This is a genomic window from Desulfoprunum sp. (genome assembly GCF_053613775.1).
In genome coordinates this window covers 264684-277280 of record NZ_JBSHXH010000006.1, presented here as the reverse complement: position 1 = coordinate 277280, position 12597 = coordinate 264684, and the positions used below count along the sequence as shown (strand labels likewise).

The 12597-nt window shown below is 59.8% G+C and carries 14 protein-coding genes; 9 read left to right on the top strand and 5 right to left on the bottom strand.

The genetic code is table 11. The features are described 5' to 3' along the window. The 4 genes from ACWGKN_RS14045 to ACWGKN_RS14030 all read right to left on the bottom strand — a co-directional run bounded on the left by ACWGKN_RS14045 (position 1) and on the right by ACWGKN_RS14030 (position 2470). Positions 1-231 (bottom strand): KH domain-containing protein, encoded by a 231-nt coding sequence (locus ACWGKN_RS14045; RefSeq protein WP_035229680.1) that lies wholly within the window; start codon positions 229-231, stop codon positions 1-3. A 5-nt stretch (positions 232-236) separates the two neighbouring features. Continuing rightward, positions 237-482 (bottom strand): 30S ribosomal protein S16, encoded by a 246-nt coding sequence (rpsP, locus tag ACWGKN_RS14040; RefSeq protein ID WP_035229683.1) that lies wholly within the window; start codon positions 480-482, stop codon positions 237-239. 77 nt (positions 483-559) lie between these two features. Continuing rightward, complete coding sequence (gene ffh / locus ACWGKN_RS14035) at positions 560-1912, bottom strand: signal recognition particle protein (RefSeq protein ID WP_424252739.1); 1353 nt, start codon at positions 1910-1912, stop codon at positions 560-562. Between the two features lie 273 nt (positions 1913-2185). Beyond that, positions 2186-2470, bottom strand: coding sequence for a hypothetical protein (locus tag ACWGKN_RS14030; RefSeq protein ID WP_452095481.1), 285 nt, complete (start codon positions 2468-2470; stop codon positions 2186-2188). A 364-nt stretch (positions 2471-2834) separates the two neighbouring features. Here ACWGKN_RS14030 and ACWGKN_RS14025 point away from each other — a divergent pair, with 364 nt between their 5' ends. From ACWGKN_RS14025 to ACWGKN_RS14010, 4 genes are all read left to right on the top strand, one after another. Next, positions 2835-3650: a CbbQ/NirQ/NorQ/GpvN family protein gene (locus ACWGKN_RS14025; protein ID WP_035229689.1), complete on the top strand. Its 816-nt coding sequence runs from the start codon at positions 2835-2837 to the stop codon at positions 3648-3650. 9 nt (positions 3651-3659) lie between these two features. Continuing rightward, positions 3660-5918 carry a nitric oxide reductase activation protein NorD gene (locus tag ACWGKN_RS14020; protein ID WP_424252741.1) on the top strand — a complete coding sequence of 753 codons (2259 nt, stop codon included), beginning with the start codon at positions 3660-3662 and terminating at the stop codon, positions 5916-5918. Positions 5919-5972: 54 nt separating this feature from the next. Continuing rightward, positions 5973-6437 (top strand): thioredoxin family protein, encoded by a 465-nt coding sequence (locus ACWGKN_RS14015; RefSeq protein ID WP_035229691.1) that lies wholly within the window; start codon positions 5973-5975, stop codon positions 6435-6437. A 145-nt stretch (positions 6438-6582) separates the two neighbouring features. Beyond that, positions 6583-6750, top strand: a complete 168-nt coding sequence (locus ACWGKN_RS14010) for a hypothetical protein (RefSeq protein ID WP_424252742.1) — start codon at positions 6583-6585, stop codon at positions 6748-6750. A gap of 111 nt (positions 6751-6861) precedes the next feature. Here the strand turns inward: ACWGKN_RS14010 and ACWGKN_RS14005 are convergent, their stop codons facing one another. Further along, positions 6862-7980 (bottom strand): ribonuclease D, encoded by a 1119-nt coding sequence (locus ACWGKN_RS14005; RefSeq protein ID WP_424252743.1) that lies wholly within the window; start codon positions 7978-7980, stop codon positions 6862-6864. Positions 7981-8218: 238 nt separating this feature from the next. Here ACWGKN_RS14005 and ACWGKN_RS14000 point away from each other — a divergent pair, with 238 nt between their 5' ends. From ACWGKN_RS14000 to mlaD, 5 genes are all read left to right on the top strand, one after another. Beyond that, positions 8219-9274 carry a microcin C ABC transporter permease YejB gene (locus tag ACWGKN_RS14000; RefSeq protein WP_035229693.1) on the top strand — a complete coding sequence of 352 codons (1056 nt, stop codon included), beginning with the start codon at positions 8219-8221 and terminating at the stop codon, positions 9272-9274. Continuing rightward, the gene (locus tag ACWGKN_RS13995; RefSeq protein WP_052159956.1) at positions 9261-10325 is read left to right on the top strand and encodes an ABC transporter permease; all 1065 of its coding nucleotides are present in this window, start codon (positions 9261-9263) and stop codon (positions 10323-10325) included. Before ACWGKN_RS14000 ends, ACWGKN_RS13995 begins: the two co-directional genes overlap by 14 nt. A 247-nt stretch (positions 10326-10572) precedes the next feature. Beyond that, positions 10573-11364, top strand: a complete 792-nt coding sequence (locus tag ACWGKN_RS13990) for an MlaE family ABC transporter permease (RefSeq protein WP_035229791.1) — start codon at positions 10573-10575, stop codon at positions 11362-11364. Beyond that, complete coding sequence (locus ACWGKN_RS13985; protein ID WP_035229696.1) at positions 11361-12146, top strand: ABC transporter ATP-binding protein; 786 nt, start codon at positions 11361-11363, stop codon at positions 12144-12146. Before ACWGKN_RS13990 ends, ACWGKN_RS13985 begins: the two co-directional genes overlap by 4 nt. Beyond that, positions 12143-12592: an outer membrane lipid asymmetry maintenance protein MlaD gene (mlaD, locus tag ACWGKN_RS13980; RefSeq protein WP_035229698.1), complete on the top strand. Its 450-nt coding sequence runs from the start codon at positions 12143-12145 to the stop codon at positions 12590-12592. The genes ACWGKN_RS13985 and mlaD overlap by 4 nt, the downstream gene beginning before the upstream one ends. Positions 12593-12597: the final 5 nt, after the last annotated feature.

The following is a 12597-nucleotide window of genomic DNA, read 5'->3' as shown; positions in this document are numbered from 1 at the left end:
TCACTCGACGATTTCCAGCCTCGACCGCTTGTTTTCCTTGGCCGCCAGTGCAGCCAGCAGCGAACGCATCGCCCGTGCCGTCCGCCCCTGTTTGCCGATCACCTTGCCGAGGTCGTCGGGCGCGACTGTCAGTTCGATGATGACGGTGTCGTTGTCATCGCTGCGCTTCACCTGTACCGCGTCGGCATTGTCGACCAGTGATCTGGCGATATGGGCGAGAAGGTCTTCCATGAGCGTTATTTGCTGACTGCGGCCTTGCTGATCAGGCTCTTGACGGTGGTCGTGGGCTGTGCGCCCTTGCCCAGCCATTCCTGCAACTTCGCCTGATCGATGGTGATCGCGGCCGGGTCCTTCAGCGGGTCATAGGTACCGACGATGTCGAGGAACTTGCCGTCACGCTTGCTTTCGCTGTCAGCAACGATGATGCGATAGAATGCCTTTTTCTTCCTGCCAAGTCGGGTTAAACGAATACGAACTGCCATTCCAGGTTGTTCCTCCGGTATGTTGAAGGGGCTTATCCCCATGTCGAGAGCCTGGACGAAAAAGTCCAGGTCAGGAATTATCTTCTGAGTCCTTTTGGTAACTTGCGGCGTTTCATGCCGGTGAGGGCACCGGGTTTGCCGCGCATCTTCTTCATCATCTTCAGCATCTCCGAGTAGCTCTTGAGCACCCGGTTGACATCGGCCAAGGCGGTGCCGGAACCTCTGGCGATCCGCTCCCGCCGGCTGGTGTTGATGATCTTGTAATTCCGCCGTTCCTCGCTGGTCATCGAGCGGATGATCGCCTCGGTCTTGAACAGCTCTTTCTCGTTGGGGCGCGGGGCATCCTTGAGCTGCCGCAGCTTGTTGATGCCCGGCACCATGTCGAGAATCTGCTCGAGCGACCCCATCTTCTTGATCTGCTGGATCTGATCGAGAAAATCCTCGAGCGAGAACTCGCTCTTCTGCAGTTTCTTGGCGAGCTTGTCGGCCGCCTTCCTGTCGACGACCGCCTCGGCCTTTTCGATCAGGGTGAGGACGTCACCCATGCCGAGGATTCGCGAGGCGGTGCGGTCGGGGTGGAAGACCTCGAGGGCCTCGAGTCCCTCGCCCATGCCGACGAATTTGATCGGCTTGCCGGTGACGCTCTTGATCGACAGGGCGGCGCCGCCGCGGGCGTCGCCTTCCATCTTGGTCAGAACGACGCCGGTGATCGCCAGGTCCTGATTGAACTTTTCGGCGACGGTGACGGCGTCCTGGCCGGTCATCGCATCGGCGACGAACAGGATCTCGGAGAGCTGGACCGCTCCCTGGATCTCCTTCAGTTCGCTCATCAGCGATTCGTCGATATGCAGTCGGCCGGCGGTGTCGAAGATCACCGTGTCGTAATTCTTCTCCGCGGCGGCGGCCATGGCCTGGCGGCAGATGTCGACCGGCCTGGTGTCGGTGGTCGACGGGTGGACCGGCACGCCCAGCCGGTCGCCGAGTACCTGCAGCTGTTCGATGGCGGCCGGACGGTAGATGTCGGCCGGCACCAGGTACGGCCTGCGCCCCTTGTTCTTGAGCATCGCCGCCAGCTTCCCCGAGGTCGTCGTCTTGCCGGAGCCCTGGAGGCCGGCCATCATGATGGTGACCGGCTGACGGCCATCGAGGCGGAGCGGATCGGTGTTGCCGCCGAGGAGAGCGACCAGTTCCTCGTGGACGATCTTGATGACCTGCTGACCGGGCGAGAGGCTCTTCGAGACCTCCCGGCCGATCGCCTTTTCGGTGACACCGGCAACGAAATCCCGGGCCACCTTGAAGTGGACATCCGCCTCGAGAAGGGCCATGCGCACCTCGCGCATCGCCTCCTGGATGTTGTCTTCAGTCAGGGTGCCGTGGCCGCGGAGCTTTCGAAAGACACCCTCGAGCCTGTCTGTCAGGTTTTCAAACATAGCTGTTGTTTCTGTTCCGTATCAAAGCGGAAAGATGAGCAATATACGTAGTATGCCTGCGTCGCCGGTTATTCATGACAACAGAACCAATGCCCTCCGCGCCGCTATCGGCAGGAAGGATTGGCGGCAGGGCAATTATTCTGAAAGATCAAAAGAGAAGAAAAATACTGTGTATGCCGGGAGATGTCAAGGAGGTAACGATTGGCGGCGGAAAAAGTCGATAGCGGAACCGAGATCGGCCGGTAAACCGGCAGAGGAATCGGGGCGACCAGGTTATCGCGGTTTGAAGCCGTGGCGCAGCAGGTAGATGAGGCCGGCGGGCCAGAACAACAGGATGATGGCCAGCCACAAATACCTTGTATTCGGGTTGTCGAAGGGGCGCTGGAAGATATCCCGAAAAATGAGGAAAAGCAGGATGATATTGACAATCAGGCCGATGGTGCAGGCCGGCAGCAGGATCGACAGACGCTGGTATTGAGGCTGCAGCAGGAAAAAAACAACCAGGCCGATCTCGAATACGATCGCCACAATCGAATACATCTTTTCAAAAAAATTCATTGGTCCTGATCGGATGGGTTTGGACATGCCGGGATGGAGGACAACCCTGGCAATCAATTGATCATGTCAATTGAAGAGAGGTGCCGATGATCCGGTTTTCGAAAGCTGAAATGCTTACACGATTTGTCCGGTCTGGTCAACTATCGTTGATTCCGTGCCATGACCGGTGCAGAGATTCCCCGCTGATATCCACAACTCGCCGATTGCAGCAGAGGCACGCCTCACGCCTTGCCCCCCAACGCTCCAGCGGACATGATCGGCAAGGCGGCTGATCTCGGTCGCGCATCGTCCTTGTCGTCCGGCGATTGATGCATATCATTATTGAAAGCAGTTCCTATATGACAAAAATTATCAATATGCAAATATGGATACCTCCAACCAGCAACGCATCGAAGAGCACAGGGTTCTTGTCGAGCCGTTCTATCTGCCCCAGGGAAACGAGATCGAACTCGCCCTGGCCGCGTCCAGGGAACGATTGCCGCTCCTGCTCAAGGGGCCGACCGGCTGCGGCAAGACCCGGTTCATGCGCTACATCGCCTGGCGGCTGAACCGCCCCCTGATCACCGTCTCCTGTCATGACGATCTTTCGACCTCGGACCTCATCGGCCGCTATCTGGTCAAGGGGATGGAGGCGGTGTGGCTCGACGGGCCGCTGACCCTGGCGGTCCGTCATGGGGCGATCTGTTACCTCGACGAGATCGTCGAGGCCCGCAAGGATACCACCGTGGTGATCCATCCCCTGGCCGATGACCGGCGGGAATTGCCGGTGGAAAAACTCGGCATGATCTATGCAGCGCCGCCCGAGTTCATGCTGGCGGTGTCCTACAATCCGGGATACCAGAGTGTCCTCAAAGACCTCAAGCCTTCGACCCGGCAGCGTTTCGTCTCACTGTCCTTTTCCTACCCGCGGCCCGATCTCGAAGGCCGTATCGTCATGACCGAAGGGAAGATCGAGGAGCCCCTCGCCGCTCGCCTGGTGCGGCTGGCCGGCATGACGAGGAGTCTCAAGGACTCGGGACTGGCCGAAGGGGCCTCGACCCGCCTGCTGATCCAGGCCGCCCAGCTGTTGCGCCAGGGGCTTGACATCCGCAGCGCCTGCCGGGCCGGTATCATCGAGAGCCTGACCGATGATCCTGAACTGCTGGAGGCGATGGAAGAGATGGTGCAGTCGATCTTCTAGGTGGTGGCGATGGACCTCGGCGAACAGAAGCAGAACTTCTATCAGTTGGTGTTTCCATCCCATCCCAATGACTGGGAAGTGGAAGAGGCGATGGAGTTGCTGGCCGAAATTCCAGCCGACTACCGCCGTGCCCTGCTTGCCCATGTGCCGACCATCTGGCCGATCAGTCACAGTCTCTGCTTTTCCTTCCTGGGCGAGGGGGTGAAGGGGGCATCCCACTGGCCGCCGGAACTCCTGGCCGAATGGGTGCGGCAGATCCTCGCCCGTTACGAAGAGGCCGGGCTGCGGGCAGCCAGGGACTTCATGGGCGATATCGAGAAAAATTTCCTCGAGCCGTTGCACGGCAATGCCGGTGTTGCCGTCGACGAGATCAGGGGCGCGATGGTGCCGTATCTGCGCGGGGTGTCCGGCCTGGCCCTGGACCTGGCGGCCGATGGGCGGGGCAGGCTGTGGACCGATACGCGGACGATCTATCTTCCGGGGCGGCAGCGTCCGTTTCCGGAGCGGGTCGACAATCTCCTGTTCCTGCGGTTTACCATCATCCTCCAGTGGGCCTGTATCGCCGAAGGGATTTTCCATCTGCAGCCCCGTGATCAGGACTTCGCCGTCGTGGCGACCAGATACGGGACCGGGCCCGGGAATGGGCGGATCGACGACTATCTTGCCTGTTTCCCGTCTCCGGTCCTGGCCGGCCGGCTCTTGCTCCTGTATCAATTGCCCCGCATTTTCGGTCTGGTCCGTCGTCGGCTGCCGGGGCTGGTCCGGGCGGTGCAGCCGCTCTGCCGGCAACTGCTCGAGATTCCTGCGGGACGGTGCGGGCGGAGGGGGGACCAGGTCCGCGAGCTGCTGCGATCGACCCTGTTGCCATCCGATCCGGTGCCTCAGTTTGGGGACCACCAATTGTCAAGACTTGGAGAGAGTGGCGGGCTCTCCCGGTTTCCCGATTTTTACGACCGTTTTGCCGACAACAAGGCCGGCGGCGATCAGGTGCTGATCTTGCTGCTGGGCGACCCCGATTTCAGTGCCGCCCGTAAGCGGATCGAACAGACGAGGGAGGAAGACCGGGAACTGTTCATCTCCAGGCTGGCTGGATGGCTGGAGGAGAGTCAAATCCGGGGCCAGGCCGAGGAGGAAGGGACTGGCGGGGCGGGCCGGGCGGACAGCATCGTCCTGACCGCCAAGGCCGGCAATCGGGCCCGGGAGAAGGAGGTGACGCCGGGGATATCGCTGTCGGCCGAGATGGAACTGCCGCCCGAACTTACGGCGGTGATGCAGCGGATCGAGGCCGATCTCGGCGAGGTCCCTGACAGCTACATCGAGGCTGCGGCCGGGATGGCGGGGCGGGGTCGAAATCTTGCCGCCGGTGCGGAAACGGGCGGGCTGGCCCTGCCGCCCGCAGCCTCGTTCATCTATGACGAATGGGATTACCGCCGCGCCGGCTATCGCAAGGACTGGTGCGTGCTCGCGGAAAAGGAACTGCCGCCGGTCATGACCAGCTTTGTGCCGTTGACCCTGCAGAAATACCGGGGACTCATCGCCCGGGTGCGGCGGCAGTTCGAAATGCTGCGGACCACCCATCGCTTCGTCAAGAGAAGACGGTACGGCGACGATATCGATTTCGATGCGATGGTCGATGCCCTGGGCGACCGGCAGGCCGGTTTCGCCCCCTCGGATCGCCTGTTTATCCGGCTGGTCAGAGACCAGCGCGACATCGCGGCGCTCTTTCTCGTCGACATGTCGAATTCGACCGAGGGCTGGGTCGGCCGACTGATCAAGGAAACCGTGGTCCTGCTCTGTGAAGTGATGGAGGTGTCGGGCGACCGCTACGGCATCTACGGTTTTTCCGGGATGCGGCGGTCGCGCTGTGAGCTGTTCCATGTCAAGCACCTCGACGAGGCCTATGACGAGGAGGTGCGGCGGCGCATCGGCGCCATCGGCCCCCGGGAATATACCCGCATGGGGCCGCCAATCCGCCATCTGACCCGGATGCTCCAGGCGACCGATGCCCGTCTCCGCCTGCTGATCACGCTGTCCGACGGCAAGCCGGAGGACTATGACGGCTATGTCGATGTCTATGCCATCGAGGATACCCGCAAGGCCCTGGTCGAGGCGAGGGGCGGCGGCATTCATTCCTTCTGCATCACGGTTGATCAGACGGCCCATGACTACCTGGCCCATATGTACGGTCGCGGTAATTATATTTTTGTGAATAACATAGAGAAATTGCCTCTGAGGATGACGGAGTTTTACCGGTTGCTGACCAGTTGAGCGGCAGGCGAGGCGAGCAGGGATGATCCAGCGAACGAAAGGTGGAGGTGAGGCGTGGAAACGGCAGTGATCGTGGGATGCGGCAGGTGCGGGACGAAGAACAGGATTCCGGAGAAGCGGCAGCATGAAGGACCGCGGTGCGGCAGGTGCGGGGAGGTGATCGATCTGGCGGCCCAGGTCGTCCCGATCGAGCTCGGTGACCAGGACCTCCAGTCATTTCTGGCCGGGAGCCGGTTGCCGGTGATGGTGGATTTCTACTCCCCCGATTGCGGCCCCTGTCGGGGACTGGCGCCGGTCATCGAGGCGATGACCCGCAGATTCTTCGGCAAAGTCGTGGTCGCCAAACTCAATACCCGCCTGCATCCCAACAGTGCCTTGCGATACGGGATCAGGGGTGTGCCGACCCTGCTGTTTTTCCGCCACGGCCAGGTGCTCGACCAGGTGGTCGGCGCCCCTCCCGAGTCGCTCCTGGCTGAAAAACTCGGCCGGCTGGCTGCCGGCGTCCAGTCCGGTCGGTAGGGCCGGTGGCTGTAGCCGCGGGCGAGGTTGCACGGCCCGCGGGTCCCGCCATTGATTTCGACCGGATCGAGCTTACCGTTGTTGTATCGGGGCCAGCCCCGTCATGCAACTCGAAACGACTGAAACTCTAATGTTGAGGTGCGATATGAAAGGTGATTTTTCAACCCTGGTATGGGTCAATGATAAGGAAGGTCATGAATACGTCTGTGTCGCCGATGATAATTTCGACCGTAAGGATATTGAATTGCTCTCGGCGAACGAGCGTGCCACCTGCGCTGATATGAACGATTTTATCGGCACCGACAGGTGGTAGATTCCAAAGAAAAGCAGAGTATGGAAAAGCTCGCCGGCGCATTCGGACTGGATGCGCCGGCGAGCTTTTTTTTTATTCCAATCGATCAGATCCGGAGACCGTCTGAATATGCTATCGTTTCTGATTCTGGAAGAAATCTTCGAGAAAGAGCTTGCGCCACCCCTCGGTCTGGCGAAGCTGGCGGGGGGCCTCGACATTCCGGTGATGCAGGATCTTGACGAGGGTCTTCAGTTCCGAACTGTTGCCGACGAGTACCGGATCGATCCCCTGGATCTCGCACTTGAGGTTGATCAGGCTGTTGAGCTTTTCAAGCGACTCCTTTTCCCGGGCGGTCAGGCGAGGGGCCTGATGCAGAGACGGATAGGTCGATGGATCCGCTTGAAGTACCTGGCCGACCAGATTGACGATGGTCACACCGTACAGGTTGAGGGCCTTGCTCGATAGCAAACCTTTTTCCTTCAAGGATTCGATCGAATCCGGATGTTTCTGGGCGATCAGCAGCAACGCCGAGTCGGGGATCACGTGGCTCCGCGGACGGTTGACGGACCGTGCCTCCTGGTCCCGCCAGTTCGCCAGTTCCTTCAGGATGGCCAGGGCCTGCCGGTTGAGCGTGCCGGCCCCCCTGATCTTCAGGTAGCGTGAATTATTCTCGAACGAACCCATGTACGAATTCGGATTGTTGAGCAGATTGAGTTCCTCCTGCAACCACATCTTGATGGTCGGGCCGATGACCCGGTTGAGCAGGAGGATCCGCAGAGCCCGCAGATACCGGACGTCGTCGAGGGCATAGTCGACCTGCTTGTCATCGAGCGGCCGTTTGAGCCAGTTGGTCCGGGTCTCGGTCTTGGGCAGATCGATGTCGAGCAGTTCCTTGACCAGGTTGGCGAGGGAGAGGTTGGCCGACAGGTTGGCGAAGCCGGCGGCGAGCCGGGTGTCGAAGATATTCTGCGGCGTAGCGCCGGTGGCCCGGTTGAGGATAGCCAGATCCTGAGGGGCGTCATGGAATATCTTGATGACGCTGCGGTCGCACAGCAGATCGCCGAGCGGCGCAAGATCGGAAAGGGCGCAGGGATCGATGAGGTGGCAGTCTTCGTCAGAGAGCGCGATCTGGATCAGGCCCAGCTGCGGGTAATAGGTCCGTTCCCAGACAAATTCGGTGTCCAGGGCGACTGCGTCGGACTTCCTGGCCCGGGCGATCAGGTGAATGAGCTGTTCTTTGGTCGTAATCATAATAACTTGCTTTATTCTATACTTTTTGCCATCCTTCAAAAAAAAAGGCCCCGGGCTTCCTGGTGATCAGGACGATTGACGCGAGAACCCGGTATTTCAGCCACTTCCCGAACTACAAAGACATACTGTTCCACAAAACACAAGAAATATTCTTCTTTTAAGATGTTCGTCGGCGATATTTTTCGTATGATTAGCCAACCGATGGTATCACCGAGCGACCGATCCGCATATTGAGAAGATGATTGTCTACATAATCAAGAGAATAGCACTGATGATCCCCACCCTGTTCGGGGTGATGCTGGTGACCTTCGTCGTCACGCAGTTCGTTCCGGGGGGGCCGGTCGAAAAGCTGATCGCCGAGATGGAAGGGCACGGCAAAGGCGGGGAAGCGGCGGTCGCGGTCACGTCGTCGCTGTATCGCGGCGGATCGGGACTGGACCAGGAGCGGATGGTCAAACTCCAGCAGCTCTACGGTTTCGACAAGCCGCCGGCGGAACGGTTCCTGCTGATGATGAAGAATTATCTGCTCTTCGATTTCGGCACCTCCTACTATTATCATGAACGGGTCGCCGACCTGGTCATCGCCCGGCTGCCGATATCGATGTCCCTCGGTCTCTGGAGCTTCGTCATCGTCTACGGTGTCTGCATCCCCTTGGGTATCGCCAAGGCGGTGCGGGACGGTTCGCGCTTCGACGTCGTTACCAGCACCATTATCCTGGTTGGATACGCCATTCCCGGGTTTGTCCTCGGCATCGTCATGATCGTCCTGTTCGGCGGTGGCAGCTTCTGGAGCCTGTTCCCGCTGCGCGGCCTGGTCTCGGACAACTGGGCGGAGATGAGCCTGGTCATGAAGATCCTCGACTACCTCTGGCACATGGTGCTGCCGATCACCGCCAGCGCCGTCGGCAGCCTCGCGGTGATGACGCTGCTGACCAAGAACTCGTTTCTCGAGGAGATCCGCAAACAGTATGTCCTGACCGCCAGGGCCAAGGGGCTGAGTGAGAACCAGGTGCTGTACAAACATGTCTTCCGCAACGCGATCATCCCGATCATCACCGGTTTTCCCGGCTACTTCATCGCCTCGTTCTTTACCGGCAGCCTGCTGATCGAGACGATCTTCTCGCTCGACGGCATGGGCCTGCTCGCCTACCAGTCGGTGCTGAACCGGGATTATCCGGTGGTTCTCGGCACCCTCTATTTCTTTACCCTGATCGGCCTGATCTCGCGCCTGCTCTCGGATCTCAGCTATGTCCTCGTCGATCCCCGCATCAGTTTCAGACATGTCGACACCTGAGCCGACCGCCAGCCGGAAGGGCGGTAAACCGGGCAGGCAGAGTCTGGGCCGCCGGCGTTGGCACCGGTTCCGCCGCAACCGGCGGGGCTATTACAGCCTGATCCTGTTCTCGATCCTCTTCGTGATGAGTCTGTTTGCCGAGATTATCAGCAACGATGTCCCGTTTCTGGTCATTTATAAGGGCAAACCGTATTTTCCTCTGCTGGTCAGCTACCCCGAGACGGCCTTCGGCGGTGATTTCGACACCGAGACCGACTATCTCGACCCCTATTTTCTCCAGGAGATGGAGGCGACTGAGGGCAAGGTCTTTTTCCCGCCGAACCGGCACAGTTACAATACCATCAACCTTGATATCGACGGTCCCGTGCCCTCGCCGCCGACTTCCGTCAACTACCTGGGAACCGACGACCGGGGCCGGGATGTCCTGGCCCGCCTGCTCTACGGCTTCAGGCTGAGCATCCTCTTCGGTTTTACCCTGACCCTGATCGGTACCGTCGCCGGCATAATCGCCGGGGCGGTCCAGGGATTTTTCGGCGGCCGGACCGATCTGTTCTTCCAGCGCTTTATCGAGATATGGGGGGCGATGCCGGAGCTCTACCTGTTGATCATCTTCGCCTCGATCTTCCAGCCCAGCGTTCTGCTACTGCTGATCCTGCTGTCGCTGTTCAGCTGGATGGGGCTCTCCGATTATGTCCGGGCCGAGTTCCTCAAGGGGCGGAGCATGGAATATGTCAAGGCGGCGCGGGCCCTCGGGGTCGGCAATTTCATGATCATGTACCGGCACCTCCTGCCCAACGGCATGACCCCGGTCATCACCTTCCTGCCCTTTCGGGTCTCGGCCTCGATCCTGGCGCTGACCAGTCTCGATTTCCTCGGGCTGGGCGTGCCCCCGTCCACTCCCAGTCTCGGGGAACTGCTGGCCCAGGGCAAGGCCAATATCGAGGCGTGGTGGCTGTCGCTGTCGGCCTTTTCGGTCCTGATCCTCACCCTGGTCCTGTTGATCTTCATCGGCGAGGCCCTGCGTGAGACCTTCGATCCGAGGCAGACCTGATTGTCGCAGGCGGATCCGGCCGGCCCGGTTCTCCCTCTCTTCGTCTCCTGGCCATTCAAATGGCAGTGAAGTGAAATGTGTTAAGATTTGTATCGTTATTGACATTTGTCGATCAAGTTTTTATTCTACTGGGCTGAACTGTCAATGCTGTCTGCCGGGTCAGGATCTTTCCGGTGCAGCAACAGAACGATTCTTTGTCATGGTTTCCCTGCTTCAGGTACGGCAGTTTTTTTCTGGTCAGAGGCGTATGCAGAACAATCCCATACAGCGGCTCGGAGATACGGGGGTCTATGTCCTTCAGGATCTCGGCCGGATGACCTTCTTTCTGCTGAAGGCCTTCCGCGGTGTATTCAGGCGTCCCTTCCGCGTGCGGGAGGTGATCCGGCAGGTGCACTTCATCGGCGCGGGATCGCTCACCGTCATTATCTGCACGGCCGCCACGACCGGCATGGTCCTCGGGTTGCAGGGCTATTACTCCCTCAACAAATTCGGGGCCGAGGGCTGGCTCGGCTCGGTGGTCTCCCTCTCCCTGATCATGGAACTCGGTCCGGTCCTCACCGCCCTGATGGTGACGGGGCGGGCGGGCTCGGCGATGTGCGCGGAACTCGGCATCATGCGGATTTCGGACCAGATCGACGCCCTCGACTGCATGGCCATCGATCCCTTCCGTTATCTCATCAGCCCGAAATTCCTGGCCGCCCTGTTCTCCGTCCCCCTGTTGACAGCGGTCTTCGACGTCGTCGGGATCTTCGGGGGATACGTCGCCGGCGTGACCCTGATGGGTGTCAGTCCCGGCAGTTATATCGAGAGCATGCAGGCCAGCGTCACCAATCACGATATCCGGCTCGGGGTGATCAAATCCTTCGTCTTCGGCCTTCTGGTCGTCTGGATCTGCACCGGGCGGGGCTATTTCGTCTGGGAGATCAGGGGGGCCGGATTCGGGGCCGAGAGTGTCAGCCGGGTGACGACCCAGGCCGTCGTCATGTCCTCCATCACGGTTCTGGTCTTCGACTATCTGCTGACGGCGGTGCTGCTGTGAATCCCCCGGCAATCGAATTCAGGGAGGTGCTGAAGGTCTTCCCGAAGCGCGGCGGCGGGGTGCAGACGGTGCTCGATCGCGTCAGTTTTTCGATACCCGGCGGCAAAACCACCGTTATTGCCGGGGGGAGCGGTCAGGGCAAGAGCGTCACCCTGAAGCTCATCCTCTGCCTGATGCGGGCCGATGCCGGCGGAATTTTTGTCCATGGCCAGGATGTCACCAATATCGATGGGAAGGCCCTGGAAGACCTGCGTACCAGATTTGGTGTGCTCTTTCAGGGAGCGGCCCTGTTTGATTCCCTGACGGTCTATGAAAATGTCTCCCTGCCGCTGCGGGAGCGGACGAAAAAAAACGAGCGGGAGATCGGCGAACAGGTTGGGGCGACCCTTGAGCGTCTCGGGCTTGTCGGCCACGAGGGCAAATACCCGGCGCAACTGAGCGGCGGGATGCGGAAGCGGGTCGGTCTGGCGAGGGCCCTGCAACTCAAGCCGGAGATCATGCTTTTTGATGAGCCGACGACCGGACTCGATCCGGTGATGACGCAGGATATCTACCGTCTCTTCGCCGAGACCCAGGCCCAGGAAGGATTTTCCTCAATCATCGTCAGTCACGATATCCCGAAGGTCTTCAATCTTGCCGATCAGGTCATCATCCTGAACGAAGGGAAAGTGGATACCTTCGCCAGTCCGGAGGATATCCAGTTGTCGCGGCAGGAGCATATCCGGGAATTCGTCCGGACAACGATGGGAGAGATATATCAGAGTCATCTGGTGGAGCGATGAAAAAAAATACGCTGGAAATGATGGTCGGCCTGTTCATGGTGGTGGGGCTTCTGGCCTTCGGCTACCTGGCCCTGAGGCTTGGCGAGGTGTCATTATGGGGCGACAGTAGACGATATTCCCTGACGGCCGAGTTCGATAATGTATCCGGGGTGAAGAAGGGGGCATCGGTCCAGATCTCCGGGGTGGTGATCGGCGAGGTGAGCGGGGTCGACCTGTCCGATGATCACCTGGCGCTCCTGACCCTGCGCATCGACAAACGGGTCAAGGTCCCGGCCGATTCGATCGCTTCGGTGAAGTCCCAGGGTATCGTCGGCGATAAATACATTCAACTGTCGCTGGGTGGCGACGATGAGGTCCTCGCCGAAGGCGGGCTGCTGACCGAGACCGAATCCGCCATCGATATCGAATCGCTGATCAGCAAGTTTGCCTTCGGCAGCGCCAAATAGGGGGA

Excerpts from the sequence above, each read along its gene's own strand:
- ffh (WP_424252739.1), bottom strand. The coding sequence starts at position 1,912 with ATGTTTGAAAACCTGACAGACAGGCTCGAGGGTGTCTTTCGAAAGCTC.
- ACWGKN_RS14010 (WP_424252742.1), top strand. The coding sequence starts at position 6,583 with ATGAAAGGTGATTTTTCAACCCTGGTATGGGTCAATGATAAGGAAGGT.
- mlaD (WP_035229698.1), top strand. The coding sequence starts at position 12,143 with ATGAAAAAAAATACGCTGGAAATGATGGTCGGCCTGTTCATGGTGGTG.
- ACWGKN_RS13990 (WP_035229791.1), top strand. The coding sequence starts at position 10,573 with ATGCAGAACAATCCCATACAGCGGCTCGGAGATACGGGGGTCTATGTC.
- ACWGKN_RS14045 (WP_035229680.1), bottom strand. The coding sequence starts at position 231 with ATGGAAGACCTTCTCGCCCATATCGCCAGATCACTGGTCGACAATGCC.
- rpsP (WP_035229683.1), bottom strand. The coding sequence starts at position 482 with ATGGCAGTTCGTATTCGTTTAACCCGACTTGGCAGGAAGAAAAAGGCA.
- ACWGKN_RS14000 (WP_035229693.1), top strand. The coding sequence starts at position 8,219 with ATGATTGTCTACATAATCAAGAGAATAGCACTGATGATCCCCACCCTG.
- ACWGKN_RS14005 (WP_424252743.1), bottom strand. The coding sequence starts at position 7,980 with ATGATTACGACCAAAGAACAGCTCATTCACCTGATCGCCCGGGCCAGG.
- ACWGKN_RS14030 (WP_452095481.1), bottom strand. The coding sequence starts at position 2,470 with ATGAATTTTTTTGAAAAGATGTATTCGATTGTGGCGATCGTATTCGAG.
- ACWGKN_RS13995 (WP_052159956.1), top strand. The coding sequence starts at position 9,261 with ATGTCGACACCTGAGCCGACCGCCAGCCGGAAGGGCGGTAAACCGGGC.
- ACWGKN_RS14025 (WP_035229689.1), top strand. The coding sequence starts at position 2,835 with ATGGATACCTCCAACCAGCAACGCATCGAAGAGCACAGGGTTCTTGTC.
- ACWGKN_RS14020 (WP_424252741.1), top strand. The coding sequence starts at position 3,660 with ATGGACCTCGGCGAACAGAAGCAGAACTTCTATCAGTTGGTGTTTCCA.